14 protein-coding genes and 1 pseudogene are annotated in these 14,967 nt (G+C 65.1%); 6 read left to right on the top strand and 9 right to left on the bottom strand.

The genetic code is table 11. The annotated features are described in order from the left end of the window. Positions 1 to 1,051: 1,051 nt before the first annotated feature. The 4 genes and pseudogenes from CIT37_RS08680 to CIT37_RS08665 form a co-directional block, all read right to left on the bottom strand. A complete protein-coding gene (locus CIT37_RS08680; protein WP_038948251.1) occupies positions 1,052 to 1,729 on the bottom strand; it encodes an SNARE-associated domain-containing protein in 678 nt (225 codons plus the stop codon). A 130-nt stretch (positions 1,730 to 1,859) separates the two neighbouring features. Next, positions 1,860 to 2,342: a transcription elongation factor GreA gene (gene greA / locus CIT37_RS08675; protein ID WP_028140382.1), complete on the bottom strand. Its 483-nt coding sequence runs from the start codon at positions 2,340 to 2,342 to the stop codon at positions 1,860 to 1,862. A 101-nt stretch (positions 2,343 to 2,443) separates the two neighbouring features. Beyond that, the gene (locus CIT37_RS08670; RefSeq protein WP_095426715.1) at positions 2,444 to 2,929 is read right to left on the bottom strand and encodes a hypothetical protein; all 486 of its coding nucleotides are present in this window, start codon (positions 2,927 to 2,929) and stop codon (positions 2,444 to 2,446) included. 145 nt (positions 2,930 to 3,074) lie between these two features. After that, a pseudogene (locus CIT37_RS08665) lies at positions 3,075 to 3,409 on the bottom strand (hypothetical protein). A 258-nt stretch (positions 3,410 to 3,667) separates the two neighbouring features. Here CIT37_RS08665 and CIT37_RS08660 point away from each other — a divergent pair. Further along, a complete protein-coding gene (locus CIT37_RS08660; protein ID WP_095426777.1) occupies positions 3,668 to 3,907 on the top strand; it encodes a DUF3551 domain-containing protein in 240 nt (79 codons plus the stop codon). Between the two features lie 68 nt (positions 3,908 to 3,975). Here CIT37_RS08660 and CIT37_RS08655 read toward each other — a convergent pair whose 3' ends face one another. Beyond that, entirely contained in the window at positions 3,976 to 4,506 is a 531-nt protein-coding gene (locus CIT37_RS08655) for a hypothetical protein (protein WP_095426716.1), read from the bottom strand. Positions 4,507 to 4,696: 190 nt separating this feature from the next. After that, a complete protein-coding gene (locus CIT37_RS08650; protein ID WP_038972723.1) occupies positions 4,697 to 6,244 on the bottom strand; it encodes an acetolactate synthase large subunit in 1,548 nt (515 codons plus the stop codon). A gap of 360 nt (positions 6,245 to 6,604) precedes the next feature. On the opposite strand from CIT37_RS08650, the gene CIT37_RS08645 reads away from it, so the two are divergent. Together CIT37_RS08645 and CIT37_RS08640 are read left to right on the top strand one after the other, a co-directional pair. Continuing rightward, positions 6,605 to 7,183, top strand: a complete 579-nt coding sequence (locus tag CIT37_RS08645; protein ID WP_028140388.1) for a L,D-transpeptidase — start codon at positions 6,605 to 6,607, stop codon at positions 7,181 to 7,183. Positions 7,184 to 7,398: 215 nt separating this feature from the next. Further along, the gene (locus tag CIT37_RS08640; RefSeq protein WP_095426717.1) at positions 7,399 to 8,214 is read left to right on the top strand and encodes a DUF2927 domain-containing protein; all 816 of its coding nucleotides are present in this window, start codon (positions 7,399 to 7,401) and stop codon (positions 8,212 to 8,214) included. An 81-nt stretch (positions 8,215 to 8,295) separates the two neighbouring features. Here CIT37_RS08640 and CIT37_RS08635 read toward each other — a convergent pair whose 3' ends face one another. Continuing rightward, positions 8,296 to 9,102 (bottom strand): class I SAM-dependent methyltransferase, encoded by an 807-nt coding sequence (locus CIT37_RS08635; RefSeq protein WP_095426778.1) that lies wholly within the window; start codon positions 9,100 to 9,102, stop codon positions 8,296 to 8,298. Positions 9,103 to 9,209: 107 nt separating this feature from the next. Beyond that, on the bottom strand, positions 9,210 to 10,334 hold the full coding sequence (locus CIT37_RS08630) for a threonine synthase (protein ID WP_095426718.1): 1,125 nt from the start codon (positions 10,332 to 10,334) through the stop codon (positions 9,210 to 9,212). Positions 10,335 to 10,662: 328 nt separating this feature from the next. On the opposite strand from CIT37_RS08630, the gene CIT37_RS08625 reads away from it, so the two are divergent. Genes CIT37_RS08625 through upp form a run of 3 tightly spaced genes read left to right on the top strand, consistent with a single transcriptional unit; the run spans position 10,663 to position 13,846 of the window. Next, entirely contained in the window at positions 10,663 to 11,919 is a 1,257-nt protein-coding gene (locus tag CIT37_RS08625) for a GTP cyclohydrolase II (protein WP_095426719.1), read from the top strand. 7 nt (positions 11,920 to 11,926) lie between these two features. After that, on the top strand, positions 11,927 to 13,165 hold the full coding sequence (locus CIT37_RS08620) for a URC4/urg3 family protein (protein ID WP_095426720.1): 1,239 nt from the start codon (positions 11,927 to 11,929) through the stop codon (positions 13,163 to 13,165). A 51-nt stretch (positions 13,166 to 13,216) separates the two neighbouring features. Further along, positions 13,217 to 13,846 carry a uracil phosphoribosyltransferase gene (gene upp / locus CIT37_RS08615; protein WP_018317218.1) on the top strand — a complete coding sequence of 210 codons (630 nt, stop codon included), beginning with the start codon at positions 13,217 to 13,219 and terminating at the stop codon, positions 13,844 to 13,846. 7 nt (positions 13,847 to 13,853) lie between these two features. Here the strand turns inward: upp and CIT37_RS08610 are convergent, their stop codons facing one another. Then, positions 13,854 to 14,966 (bottom strand): M48 family metallopeptidase, encoded by a 1,113-nt coding sequence (locus CIT37_RS08610; RefSeq protein WP_095426721.1) that lies wholly within the window; start codon positions 14,964 to 14,966, stop codon positions 13,854 to 13,856. Position 14,967: the final 1 nt, after the last annotated feature.

Genomic DNA, 14,967 nt, shown 5'->3' with positions numbered 1-14,967 from the left:
GGCGTCCGATGCTGAGATCGAGTGAGGGAGGATTAAATGCGCAGCCTAATTTTCGGGGTAGTGCTCGTAGCGCTAGCAACGATCGGATCTTCATCGTTTGTTTCGGCCGCTCTTTCGGCAACGCGGGATGCGAAGTCCGCAACGATCTCAACGCGGTTCGCGCCAGCACCAAATGCTCCCAGCTGCACTTTCGCCCCCAGGCCGCGGGCGGGTTTGAGCGTGCGTTCTTGAGCGGCTATTTTCCGAACCATGGATCGGCACTTCGCTGGTCGATCAGAACCTGATTCAATCTCAACGGCTTGAACGAATAGCAATTGCGACCAAGGATAATTGCGCATTGTGCGTAGCTTGGGGATACCTGCTAATAGGTCAACGCATCTGCATTTTCCGAATCGACGTTCCATGGTCGCTGGCGCATGCGCCGTATTCGGGGGTGTAGGTGTGAGCCAGTTTCTATCGATGCTGCTGCTGACAACAGCCGTGGTTTTAACCGTCTGCTTCGGGGTGGCGGCCTGGCGCCTCTCTGACGAAAAGGACACCGATATCACTGGCCAGATCGCACGCCAGTCGTATGGATGGAAAGCGGCACCGGCCAGATAACCCTTTCGCTTGCCTCCTGCGCGCTCTCTGGCCTGAAATGCCGGTTGCGCTTCCCTGGCACGGTCCTTGCCAATCCCGGCCTATCTTTACCGGTCCTGGCAGGGAGCCGTTTCGCGATGAAACAGAAATCTCGAACCTCAAAGCCGCAAAAGCCTACTCTGGCACACATAGCTTCCGATTTGGTGAGATTGCTTAAGGCGATACAGGATCTCGAGGGCCTCAGAGAGAAAGTCCGGCTAGCAGAAGCCGCTCGCGTATTGCACTAAGCTTGGCGGGTAGAGGCGCATTATTTAGGTGTGGCTAGATCAGCGCCGTCGCCCTGAAGCTGCCGATCGCAGGCGATCACGGCGCCCGCCAGCGGTCCTTCGAGCTGCCTCAAAATGTCGAAAACAACCCCATGCACACAAGTTGACGGGCGTTGAGCTGCCGGAGGTGTAAGACGGAGCAGGCTTCAGGCGACCCGCTCCGGCCGCCAGGCCGCGTAGAGGCCAACAAGCGTCCCCATGGCGGCCAGCGCTGCCGCCAACAGCACCTGCAATTCGCCGTCATCAGCAGGGCCGACGGACGATACCAACCTGGTCACGATCACGAACAGGATGCCCACGGCGGCCGCTGCACCCACACAGAGATAGGCGAGCTCTCGCGTCAGGCTGCGGCCGAGAAGTCCGAGCGCCGTGAAATACATCGCGCAGGCGTTGGGATGAACGAACAAGGCAATGCGCGCGTAAGCGCCATAGGCGTCGAACAGGGACTCACATCGGCGCAGGGCCGCCTTCGAGGCCACCCGCTGCAGGAACGGCCTGAAGAAACGAGCCTGTCCGTAACTCAAGACGGCGCCCAGGATGATAGCGAGCCACGCCACCACAAAGACGGAAGCATCCGCCGACTTTGGATTGAGCGCCACGGACATCAGGATGAGGGCGGTTCCGGGAAAATAGCCGAAATACGGGAAGACCGACTCCAGGAGCACGCAGACGAACATGAACACCAGAAACCACGACGAACCGGTCGCACCCTGGACGATGGCGTTCAGATCGAAAAGGTTTGCCCTGTACAGGACGAGATACATGCACATGGCCAATGCAGCCAGCGCGTAAAACGGCAATGCTCCCGACAGAAACCGTCTCATCCAACCATCGGGCTTTGTTTCGCGGACACGGCGGGGATCATCGATATCAGGACAGGACAACAAAGACGCATGGCTCATGCATTAGGCGAATGGGATTGCTCCTGCAATCCTCGCCTCGCCCTGCACGCTGCTACGCAATCGACAAAATCTCGATCTCCTGCGCGCCCGTCCCTACGACGTCACCCACCGCCTTCCCCATCAGCGACCGCGCGACCGGCGCGACGAACGAGATCGTCCCCGCCTTCGGGTCGGCTTCGTCCTCGCCGACGATGCGATAGGTCTGCACGCGGCCGTCGGTGCGGCTGAAGGTCACGGTGCTGCCGAAGGCGACCGTTTCGGTCGAGGTCGGATCGGGAATGAGCTGCGCCGTGCGCAGCCGTTCGGTCAGATAGCGGGCGTCGCGCAACGGCACCGCCGACTGCCGGCGCTTTTCGTTGACGTCCTCGATGGCCTGCGCGGCCTCATAAGCCTCGCGGGCCTGCTGAAGCTGCGTCTGCAACGCCTGCAGCCCTGCTTCCGTCACGAGGTTGGGATGCGGCGAGATCGGGCGATCCGGCAACAGCGTCTCGGACGCGGTTTCGGCGCTTTCTTCCTTGGTAAAGGCGACGCTCAATTCAAAGATCCTGTCGAACTGTTTCGGGTAACGGCGCGCACCATCATGCTGCGATTCACCGAGGGCAATCGCGCAGAGGCGCCGCTGACGATTGCCCTGGACTATATCTCAAGTTCGACGAAACGACGGAGCTTGAAGACGAGATCCGGCATGGCCTGGCGGAACCGCGTCGCGTTCTGGAAATTGGTCGAGAACGGCGCGAAGGTGATCATGGCGTTCCAGTGCCGGTAGCCATAGACCGTGACCGAGGCGCCGGTCGCCGGGAAATTCTCCAGCTTGCGCAGCTCGCCAAGCACGAGATCGGCGATCGCTTCTGCCGGCAACAGCTGCTTGCCATCCCGCGTCGTGACGATTTTCGCAGGCGGCTCGACCGGTTCCACGGTGGCCGGCGCGGCGCTGGTCGCATCCTCCTGCCCGGTCGACGTCGCCTCAGGGACGGGCGTCGCGACCGCGTCCGCTCCGTTCGACGGCACGGTCGGCGGCCCCTCGGTGAGCGGCGGCGGTGCAACACTGTCTGCGCGCTTGTTGCCTCCAAGGATGCTGCTGATCATGGCCACAAGGCCAGCATCCTTCACGTCGTCACTCATCACTCCCCCCAGGCTTCGGCCTACTCTAGCACTGCGCTCGCAGACCGCCACCGGGGATATGAGGTCGGCAGCCGCCCGGCCAGCGCCCATCTGGGCAGGCACCGGCGGCGCGACGGCTGATCACGTCGCGCCGCCGTGCGATCCGTCACTGCTTATCGAACGGGATATATTGCGGTACTGCTTGGGCACCGAGCTGCGATAGCGCGCGGGCACGGTGCCGCTGTCGACGGAGTGGTCGATTTCCTGCTGCCGCGTCATCTTCTTCTTCGCCGGCTTCTTCGACGCGCTCTTCTTGGAGTCGGTCGGCTGGCTGGACGTGTCGGTGGTTGCGCTCGGCGCCGCCGTCGTGGCCGGCGCAGTGGCTGTCGCCGCAGGCGCCGCGGTTCCGCCGGCAGCCGGCGTGCTTTGGGCCAGGGCATGCGGCGTTTGCGTCATGAGCGCCAGCGCTGCCACTGCAGCCAGCAAATATGATTTCTGCATCAGAACCTCCAAATGCCTTGATCCGTATGAGGCAAGCCTAGTCCCACAGGATCGAGGCGTGCAAGTTCGCCGAGGATAGGTCGGAACCCGTGCGCGAACTGTGGCGGAGATCACAGTGCAAGCCGCTGGCTGCGTCACGATGTACCTCGCTTCGAACGCATCCGGCGTCGCGGACACCAACACAGCATGACCCCGCGTCAGACAGGCCACGGGAACGCCAAGGCTCGGTCGTTCCACCTACCATTGAAGGAGATCGAAATGCGTCGCACCATCCTCACGCTTGCATCGTTCGCAACGCTGATCGCCGCATCGTTGTCGGCGGCCCAGGCCCAGGCCCAGGCCGGAAGCGACAGATACTGCCTGCAGGGCCGCAACTGGGGCTATCCCGGCAACTGCCAGTTCGCGAGCTACCAGCAATGTGCCGCCACGGCCTCCGGAACGTCAGCCTATTGCGGCATCAACCCGCGCTACGCCTATTCGCAGCCGTATCATTACTGATGAAGCAGGTGGTGAGACTCCCTCTCCTGCAAGCGGGAGAGGGAGAGCACCTATTGTGTCGGAAGTGATTAGCCCGGCCTCTGCGCGCCGGCTCCCAATCCGCTTTCCTCGAGCCGCGTCGCGAACCAGAGCGAGAGCGGCTGATCGATTGCGGCGCTGACATACACCTCCGACATCGTCACACGATGCTTGTCCAGCACGAGCAGCACGCCGATCCAGTAGGGAAACCAGACATGCACGTCGGTCAGCGCCCGCAGCTTGTGCTGGTCGTGCTCAAGCGGGGTGTGATTGCTCGCCTTGCGGATCTCCACCGTGAGCAGATTGTTCGGGATCTCGCGCTGATGCACGACGACATCGGGGTAGATCGACTTGCCGAGATGGTCGTCGGTCGAGATGATGGTGCCGTGCGGCAGATGCAGCGTGCGCTCGCCGAGCCGGTCGTAATTGCAGTCGACCGACCAGCCGGCGAACTGCTTCTCCAGATGCACGGCGAACCGGTGGGTGACCGCGCGCTCGCCGATGTCCTTCTCGAACAGGAAGCCCTCGTGGGCGTAGAAGTCCCGCAGCGCCGCGATCACCTTGTTCAGCTCGGTCTGCATCGTGCCTCCGGGCCCATCTCGCGCACCTGGTTCGGTGTCGTCCCGGCGAACGCCGGGACCCATACCGCGAGGTCTATCGAGTGTACACGGCGCACGTACCGAACTCCGAGTCTTCGCCAAACCTCTCCCTGGGGTTATGGGTCCCGGCGTTCGCCGGGACGACGTGGGGAGAGAGCTTGTTCAATCAACCCTACATCAGGACTTCGATCAGCCGCGGCCCCGGCTCGGCCACGGCTTCGGCCAGCGCCTTGTTGAACTCGTCGGCATTGGTGACGGCGCGGCCGGGCACGCCCATGCCCTTGGCCAGCGCGACGAAATCCAGCGTCGGGCGGTCGAGGCGGAGCATGTCGTTGGCGCGCTGGCCGGGCTCGCCGGCGCCGACATTGTCGAACTCGCCGCGCAGGATCTGGTAGATGCGGTTGGCGAACACGATGGTGACGATATTGAGGTTCTCGCGCGCCTGCGTCCACAGCGACTGGATCGTGTACATCGCGCTGCCGTCACCGACCATGCAGATCACCTTGCGGTCGGGGCATGCGATCGCGGCGCCAATCGAGAGCGGCGTCGAGAAGCCGATCGAGCCGCCCATGTTCTGGAGCCAGTCGTGCGGCGCGGCGGCGGCCGTCGGCGGGAAGAAGGCGCGGCCGGTGGTGAGAGACTCGTCGACCAGAATCGCATTCTCGGGGATCGCGTACGCAATCGACTGCGCGATCGAGGCATGGGTCAGCGCGCCGGTCGGCTTGATCAGCTCCTGCACCGCCTGCGGCTTGACGTCCTTGGCGCTGGCCTTGACGGCGCCGGCGAGCGCTTCGAGCGCTGCGACCGAATTCTCGCCCCACGAGGTCATGCGATGCACGTCGCAGCCCTCGGGCTTGAGCATGCTCGGCTTGTTCGGATAGGCGAAGAACGCCACGGGATCGTCGGACTCGACCAGCACGATGTGACGGAACTTGGCCAGCATCGGCAGCGCGTTCTCGATCACGTAATGGATGCGGTCGATCGAGTAGCGGCCGCGGCCGCGCGCCATCTTGGGGCGGAAGGTCGGGCCCATCACGGTGCAGCCGGTCTTGGCGGCGATGCGCTCGGCCAGCGCCAGGCCCTGCTCGCTCAGGGCGCTGCCGGTCATCAGCAGCAGCGTACCCTCGCCGTCGCCATGCAGGATTTTTGCGGCCTGCTCGACCGCCTGCGGCGAATAGCTCGCGCGCTGCTGCTCGGCTGGAACCTCGGCAACGCCGTCGGCCTCGTTCCAGGCGGTGTCGGCGGGCAGGATCAGGGTCGCGATCTGCGGCGGGGCGCTCTTGGCGGCGGCAATCGCCGCGGCGCCGTCGGCGGCGACCGATTTGGCATCGGGCGAGGTGCGGACCCAGGACGACATCGGCCGGGCCAGGCCCTCGATGTCGGAGGTCAGCGGCGCGTTGAAGCCGATGTGGTAGACCGCATGCTGGCCGACGATGTTGACGATGCCGGAATTGGCCTTCTTGGCGTTGTGCAGATTGGCAAGGCCGTTGGCGAGGCCGGGGCCGAGATGCAGCAGCGTCGAGGCCGGCGTGCCCTTCATGCGGAAATAGCCGTCCGCTGCACCGGTCACGACGCCCTCGAACAGGCCGAGCACGCAGCGCATGCCGGGCACGCGGTCGAGAGCTGCGACAAAATGCATCTCGGAGGTGCCTGGGTTGGTGAAGCAGACATCCACCCCACCCTTGACCATCGTCCGCACCAGGCTTTCCGCACCGTTCATTCGTTCTGCTCCCGCAACCGGCAATATCCAAAGACCCGTTCGATCAATCATTGTTCGCTCGTCCCGTCAAAGCAATAGGCGGCATCGCGGCCCTGCCCCGCGCGACGATGCGCCGGCTTGGCTAATAGCCCGTTCCGATAGACTCGGAACGGGTATTAGCCTCATGTTTTGACGCGTTTTCTTGATGCGAACCGGTATCCACTTCGCTTGAAAACGCTCTGGTGCTTTTCGGCAAATGGCATGGTTGCCGATTTGATAACGCCCGTGCTGGATGATGTCCCTCACGCGGCCGTGGCTTGCGAAAAGCCCGCAAATATGGCCTGTGGCCTGTGTTGAATCGATTTTTTGCTGGGGGAAACAATGATCCGGTTTTTTGCCGCGCCGATTGCCGCCGTCGCACTGCTGTCGGCCATGGCGGGCGGCGCGTTCGCCGAAGAGTTCGACTCGCGCGACATCATGGGCGGCGGCCCGAACTTCTTCCGTTCTGGCGCCAATCCGATCCCCCGCACCACCGTCATGTATAACGGCAATTACGCCCCCGGCACGATCGTGGTGAACACCAGCGAGCGGCGGCTGTATCTGGTGCTGCAGAACGGCCAGGCGCTGCGCTACGGCATCGGCGTCGGCCGCGACGGCTTCCGCTGGGGCGGGGTGCACAGGATCACCGCCAAGAAGGAATGGCCGGACTGGACGCCGCCGTCGCAGATGCTGGCGCGTCGGCCGGACCTGCCGCGCCACATGAAGGGCGGCGTCGAGAATCCGCTCGGCGCGCGCGCAATGTATCTGGGCTCGACGCTCTACCGCATCCACGGCTCCAACGAGCCGGAGACGATCGGCCAGGCGGTCTCCTCGGGCTGCTTCCGCATGACCAATGACGACGTCAGCGATCTCTACGGCCGCGTCTCGGTCGGTACCACGGTGGTGGTGCTGAACAACTGACGCAACTCTCGTAGGGTGGGCAAAGCCGGAGGATCGCGCGAACGCGCGGTCTGCCGGCGTGCCCACGGGTTTGAGATGGTGGGCACGGCGCTTTCGCGCCTTTGTCCACCCTACGACACTGTAACTCTCTTGTTACAGACAACGCCGGGAACCCGCAGGCCGCGTGAATCTGCGGCCTTGTGCGCGCGACGTGAATACGGCAGCGTCGCACGACGATGAGCGCACTCAATCCGTCCTCGGCTGCCCTTCGCATCGCCCTGCTGGCGCTCGCCGCGCTCACCTGCGCGCCTGACCCCGCGGCCACGGCGGTGGCGGGCGAATTACCCGCGATCTCCTCGCGCCAGCGCTCCGAGAAGAAGAATTTCACCGACGGCGAGATCATCGAAGGCTTCCTGAAGACGGCGTTCGGCGCCGAATATCATCTCGCCGGCCGCGTCGACCGCATCCGCAAATTCGACGGGCCGGTGCGCGTGTACGCCGAGAGCGACCGCGCCGACCGCAAGACGCAGCTCGCCAAGGTCGTGGCCGACATCGCCCATCGCGTGCAGCACCTCGACATCGCCATGATCGCGACCGCCGAAGCGGCCAATGTGCGGGTGAAGCTGGTGCGCGACCGCGACCTCTTCCGCACCATCTCCAGCTTCTACGGCGCCGAGAAGGCGCGCGAGATCCGCACCTCGCTCGACCCGCAATGCCTGTCCGGCTTCCGCAAGAACGACAATTTCGAGATCGAGCATTCCGACGTCATCCTCACCGTCGACAACGGCGATTTCGTCTTCCTCGACTGCGCCTATGAAGAGCTGCTGCAATCGCTCGGGCCCATCAACGACACCGCGAGCGTGCCGTGGACCATGTTCAACGACAACGTCTCGATGGGCTATTTCGACGTCTACGACCAGTACATCCTCAATCTGCTGTACGATCCCCGCATCAAGCCCGGCATGACCGTAGCCGAGGTCAAGGCGGTGCTGCCCGCCGTGCTCGCCGACGTGCGCACCTGGGTCAGGCAGGTGAATGATCTGAAGGAGTGAGCCGCGCGACCCTCCCCATGGTTCGAGACGCCTGCTTTGGCGGGCTCTCACATGAGGCAGAATCTCACGGTCAAACGCGCCTCACACCTTCCTTGCCTTCGACATCAGGAACTGCTGGCGCATCACATTGTGGCCCGCGTCGAAATATTCCGAGATCAGCGCCTCGAACTCGGCTCGGAAGCTCTTGAGCTTGTCCGGCTCGTCCTTGTACTGGGCGACGAGCTTGATCAAAGGCCCGATCGTCGCTTCCATGGTGCGGCGGAAATGCTGCGGGCTGAGGGCGGACGGCGTCATCATGTCCATCTCGAAGGAGAGATCCTTCGTTTTCCCCGCGAGACGCTCGGCGACGATCTTCGGATCGCCCCACAACACCGGCGATGCCACGCCCTCGGGCGGAGGCAGATGGCGGCCGATCAGCGCGAACATCCGCCCGACATACAGATGCGGCGGCCAGGTGGAGAAGGCGATGGTGCCGCCGGGCTTCAGCACGCGCAGCATCTCGCCGATCGCGACGTCCGGACGCGGCGCGAACATGTGGCCGAACTGGCTGAGCACCACGTCGAACTCGTTGTCGCCATGGGGCAGGCTTTCGGCGTCGCCGTCCTTGAAGTCGACATCGAGGTTCATCAGTTGCGCATGCTCGCGGGCGCGTTCGATCAGGACCGGCGACAGATCGAGACCCCTGACCTTCGCACCGCGGCGCGCCGCCGTGATCGCGACCACGCCGGTGCCGCAGCCGACGTCGAGCAGCCTTTGGCCGGCGGCAACGCCGGCAAAACCGACGAGCCTGGCGGCGGTCGGTGTCGTGAAAACTTCCATCGGCGTGAACAGCGACCAGGCTTCCTTCTGGACTGCCTTGAAAGCTGCAAACGGGTCCTGCGCAGTCATGGAACTCTCCCTTTGCTCGAGGTCGATCTCCATGAGGCTGGCGAAGGTCACCGAAGGTTCAACGCGGCCTCATGACGGCGACGGCACGGTCTTTCATCGTCGCGGCCCTATTGCACGAGATCGGCAACCGTGGTCGCGGCCTTCAGGCCGGTGCCGGTGAGGACGGCAACCGTGGTCTCGTTCGCCTTGATGGCGCCGATGGCAGATAGTTTTTCCAGCGCGGCGGCAGCACTTGCGCTGGTCGGCTCGGCGAACAGGCCTTGGCGCGCGAGGCGCCGCAGGGCGGCGACGATCTCGTCCTCGGTGAGCGCGACGGTGGCGCCGCCGCTCTCGCGCAGAGCTGCGACGATCTCGCGCAGGCGCAGCGGGTGCTTGATGGCGGTGCCTTCGGCGATGGTCTTGTTGACCTCGCGCGCGACTGGCGTATCGACGCCCGCCTTGAAGCTCGCATCGATCGGCGAGCAATTGAGCGGCTGCGCCGCGAACAGCCGCGGTAGCTTCGCGATCTGACCGGCCTTCAACAGCTCGCGGAAGCCGAAGGCGCAGCCGAGCAGAGAGCTGCCGGCGCCGACGGGAACGATGACGTTGTCGGGCGCGCGGAAACCGAGATCCTCCCAGATCTCATAGGCGAGCGATTTGGTGCCTTCGAGGAAGAACGGCTGCCAATTGTGGCTGGCATAGAAGGTCTGGCTCGACTGGCGGATCGCCTCGGCCTCCGATTCCTCGCGCGGGCCCTCGACGAGCTGCACCGCAGCGCCGTAGGCGCGCACCTGCGCGATCTTGGCCGGCGACGTCGAGGCCGGCGCCAAAATCTTCACGCGCATGCCGCCGGCGGCACCGAGCCCGGCCATCGACGAGCCCCCATTGCCGGAAGAATCTTCGAGAATTGCGTCGACGCCGATCTGGCGCAGGAACGACAGCATCACGGCGGAGCCGCGATCCTTGAAGCTGCCGGTCGGGTTGAACCATTCGAGCTTGAACAACGGCCGCAAATCGCCCCAGTCCTGCTGCACCAGCGGCGTGCAGCCCTCGCCGAGCGTGATCGGAGCCTTGATCTCGACTGGCAGCGCCGCCCGGTAGCGCCAGAGCGAGCGCGTGCGGCCATCGATGTCCTCGCGCGTGATCCCCGCCCCCGGCGTCACCAGTAGCGGCGTGCGCTCGTCCGAGCACCAGCGCGGCTGGTCGAGCGAGTAGAGCTTTGCGTTGCGGGGGTCGATGTAGCTGGCGGGCATGGGGGTCTCCGGGGCGGGCAGCCGATCCAGTCGATATGTCTGAATATACGGGCTTTATCCAGTCACGCGTTTGGAGGCCGAGGCGCCGCCCGCCCCTTTCAAAAATTCAAACGATTACATAGATATAGGGAGCATTTCGGCGTCGACCGCCGATCCGGACGGGCGCGGGAATGATCCTTCCGGGGCGCGCAGCACGATTAACTTGTCTGTCGCGTCTTGCCGCTACAATATGTTGGATTGAGCTTGCGTCGCCGATGTTCCGCGTCGGCAACGCGACCGAGCCAGGCCCGTCCGAGCGGCGGGCCGTTGGCTTTTTGGGAGTTTGGTCATGAGCCGCGCGAACCGTACCGACCACATCCGCCTGACCTCCCATCCGGAGCCGGGCCGGAAGTCCGCCTTCCCGATCCACTGGGGCGCCCCTGACGCGCGCGCCCGCGGACCGATCATCGGCACGGTCTCGCGCGCCGGGGATCGCAACGTGATCGGCAGCCATGGCGGGTCCTATGCGATGTACCGCGCGCTCGCAGTGTCCGCCGGCGCGCTCGATCCGATTCGGAGGCCCGACCTCACCAACACCTTTCCGGCTGCAACCATCGGTCCGTTCGAGCAATGGCGCGATCCCGCCAAGATCGTCGCGCTCGATCCCTGGGGGCATCTGGTCGCGGAGAATTTCGGCAAGGAGATCGCAGAAGGCTCCGACATCCGCCCGAGCATCGCGGTGACGCGGGCGCGGCTCGACCTGCCGGAGATCCGCGAGGCGCTGGCAGCGAAACGCTTACGCGCCGACGGTGAGGTCGTGCATGCCAATGGCAGCGTCTCCGTGGTGAAGATCGCGATCGATCCGGTCTGGCACCTGCCCGGCCTTGCGGCGCGCTTCGGCACCGGCGAGACCGAGCTGCGCCGCACGCTGTTCGAGCAGACCGCCGGCATGTTCCCCGAGCTCGTCACGCGGCCGGACATGAAGGTGTTCCTGCCGCCGATCGGCGGTACCACGGTCTACATGTTCGGCGATGTGACGAAACTGCCGGACCATCGCACCAAGATCACCTGCCGCGTGCATGACGAGTGCAACGGGTCCGATGTGTTCGGCTCCGACATCTGCACCTGCCGGCCCTATCTCATCCACGGCATCGAGGAATCCGCACGCGGCGCGCAGGAGGGCGGGCTCGGGCTCGTCGTCTACAATCGCAAGGAAGGCCGCGCGCTCGGCGAGGTCACCAAATTCCTGGTCTACAACGCGCGCAAGCGCCAGGAGGATGGCGACGCGGCCGCCGCCTATTTCGAGCGCACCGAATGCGTCGCCGGCGTGCAGGACGCACGCTTCCAGCAGCTGATGCCGGACACGATCCACTGGCTGGGCCTGAAGCGCATCGACCGCTTCCTGTCGATGAGCGACATGAAGCACGACGCGCTGACCTCCCAAGGCATCGACATCGTCGAGCGCGTGCCGATCCCGCTGGAGCTGATTCCGGCCGATGCCCATGTCGAGATCGCCGCGAAGAAGGCCGCCGGCTATTACTCGACCGACATCGCGCCCGAGAAGGACGTGGACGGCGTGGTCGGGCGCTCGCTGGAAAAATACTGATCGCGCGATGTCGGACTCTTTGGAACGAGAAGCCCGCTCGCTGCTCAGCGCAGCAGCGGTTCGCGCGCGTGCCGGCGAGATGCTTGAGATCGGCCTTGCCGGCGGCTTGAGCCACTTCACGATCGATCTCGACCGCATGGACGGCGTTGCCGACGCCGTGATCGCGGTCACCCGAAAAGCCTATCCGACGCTGGACGTGCCCTTCCACGCGCGCTGGCGTCACTTCGTGCTCGGCGGCGTCGACCGCTGGGCGCGGCTTGCCGACGCTGCATTATGGCCGGATCGCGCGGCGCGGGCGCGGGCCGAGTTCGACCTCGCGATCGTCTCCGTCCTGCTCGATGCCGGCGCCGGCGCTGCGTGGCGCTATCGCGACGCGGTGACGGGCGAAGCCATCGGCCGCTCCGAGGGCCTTGCGATTGCGAGCCTCGACATGTTCGCGAGCGGGCTCTTTTCCGGCGATGCGCGTGCGCCGTTCAGGGCTGATGCGGATGTGCTCGCACAGCTGCCCCTCGCCTTCCTCACCTCAGCGTTTCAGGTCAGCGATGCCAACCCTCTGCTCGGCCTCGAAGGGCGTGCGGATCTGCTGCGGCGCCTGGGCGAGCATGTTGCGAACTACCCGGAGATTTTTGCACGGCACGATGCGCCGCGGCCGGGCGGGCTGTTCGATCATATCGCAGCTCGCGCTGTGAGCGGCACCATTGCCGCGCCCACCATCCTGACCGCCGTGCTGAACGAGCTCGGGCCGATCTGGCCATCGCGGCTGGAGCTTGCTGGGATTCCGCTTGGCGATTGCTGGCGCCACCCGGCGATCAAGGCGAACGACTCAACGGAGGGCCTCGTGCCCCTTCACAAGCTGTCGCAATGGCTGAGCTATTCGCTGATCGAGCCGCTGCAGCGCGCAGGCTTCGAGGTCACCGACATCGACGGCCTGACCGGGCTTGCCGAATACCGCAACGGCGGCCTGTTCGTCGATCACGAGGTGCTGCGCCTGCGCGATGCCGCCGATGCCGAGCGCGCACATGCGGTGGATTCGCTGCTCGTCGTGGAATGGCGCGCGCTCACCGTCGCGCTGCTCGATCGGCTTGCGGAGCGCATCCGCACCAAGCTCGGTCGCTCGCCGGAGTCGCTGCCGCTCGCCAGCATCTTGGAAGGCGGCACCTGGGCCGCCGGCCGCGCCATTGCGTTTGCGCGCCGTCCCGATGGCTCCCCCCCGCTCAAGGTCATCAGCGACGGCACGGTTTTCTAATCCTCGCTGCCGCTCACACATTCACTTGATGAATTTCAGGAGCATCCCATCATGGAAGGCGTCACGATCGTCGATCACCCGCTGGTGCAGCACAAGCTGACGCTGGTGCGGGACAAATCGATTTCAACAAAGTCGTTCCGCGAGCTGATCAAGGAGATCGGCATGCTCTTGTGCTACGAGGTGACGCGCGACCTGCCGCTTGCTGACACCGTCATCGAGACGCCGCTGGCGACGATGCACTCGGCCAAGATCGCCGGCAAGAAGCTGGTGTTCGTGCCGATGCTGCGCGCCGGCACCACCTTCGTCGACGGCATGATGGATTTGGTGCCGACCGCGCGCGTCGCCCATATCGGACTCTACCGCGAGCCGCACAGCTTTGCGGCGGTCGAGTATTTCTTCAAATCGCCGTCCGACCTCGGCGAGCGCCTCGCGATCGTGGTGACCCCGGTGGTCGCCACCGCCAACACGGCTGTCGCTGCCATCGACCGCCTGAAGGAGCGCGGCGCCAGGGACATCCGCCTCGCCTGCCTGATCGCCGCCCCGGAAGGCCTCGAACGGCTGCGCGGCTTGCATCCGGACGTGCCGATCTGGACCGCGGCGGTGGACGAGGGCCTCGACGAGAACGGGTTCATCCTGCCGGGCCTCGGCGACGCCGGCGACCGCGCTTACGGGACGCGGTAAGAGAAGTTCACACCTTCCCGCTGCCGCAAATCCCCTTCAGTGACTGCCATTCCTTGTCCGTCAGCAGCGGCGGGCCGCTGGCCGGGCGATCTTCCCTGGTCATGCGGGCGAGGCGGTCCTCGGTCAGCGGGTGGCTGGCGAGGATCGACGTGAGCGTGGAGCCGCCCTCCTTGCCGGTGATGCGGAACATCAGCTCGGCCGCGGGCTTCGGCGAACGGCCGAGCTTGTGCATGATCTCGATCGCGAACGTATCGGCGGCGGTCTCGGCCTCGCGCGAATAGGAGGCTTCGACGACGGTGCGCGAGGCAAAGATCACGGCGGATGAGCCGGTGACGTCGCCGAACAACAGGCCGATCAGGAACGACGTGCCGCCGTTGTAGATCAGGCCGCGCATGTTGTCGTAATGCTTGAGATGGCCGAGCTCGTGGGCGAGGATGCCGGCGAGCTCGTCGGGGTTTTGCGCCTTGTCGAGCAGGCCCCTCAGCACGTAGACCTTGCCGCCGGGCAGCGCGAACGCGTTCGGCACCGCGGTCGGCAGCACGCCCGCCGTCATGGAATCGTCGTCGAGGCCGGCGGCATCGCGCAGGCGGTTGACCAGCTTTGTGAACGCGGCCTTGCCCGCGGGGTCTTCGCACACGCTGCGGCCGAAGATGGTCTTCACCTGGACTTCGGAGGCATCGCCGATGCGCCGCTCGATCGGTTTCGGCACCAGCGGCGCGAGGCGGTCGGCGGCGAGCGGCACGCCGAACAGCACGACGCAGACGATGGAGACGGTGGCGGCCACCGACCAGCCGACGATTTTTGCGACGCCGCGGCGCGAGGTCCGGTGCTCGTCGAGATGGGTGCAGCGGATGGTCACGTCTGCCGCGAGTACGGCGTCGCGGATCTCGAGCCGCGCCAGCGGCGGCGCCGTGGTGCAAGCCAGACGCAAAATCCCGGGCGGACTGTCGGCGCGGCGAATGTCAGCATAGGACCAGCGAACCGGCGTTCCGCCCTCCTCAAGGATATCGAGCGCGTCGGCGAACGTCAGCGTCACCTGCCGCCGGCGGCTCGACGTGCCGTCGAAGAAGATGGTCGGCTTGGCGGCCTGCGCCGGCGCCTCGGCAAATACGTCAGTCACA

Source organism: Bradyrhizobium ottawaense, from assembly GCF_002278135.3.
In the GTDB taxonomy this organism is placed as follows: domain Bacteria; phylum Pseudomonadota; class Alphaproteobacteria; order Rhizobiales; family Xanthobacteraceae; genus Bradyrhizobium; species Bradyrhizobium ottawaense.
The sequence above is the reverse complement of the archived record's forward strand: the minus strand, read 5'-3'. Positions and strand labels throughout refer to the sequence as shown.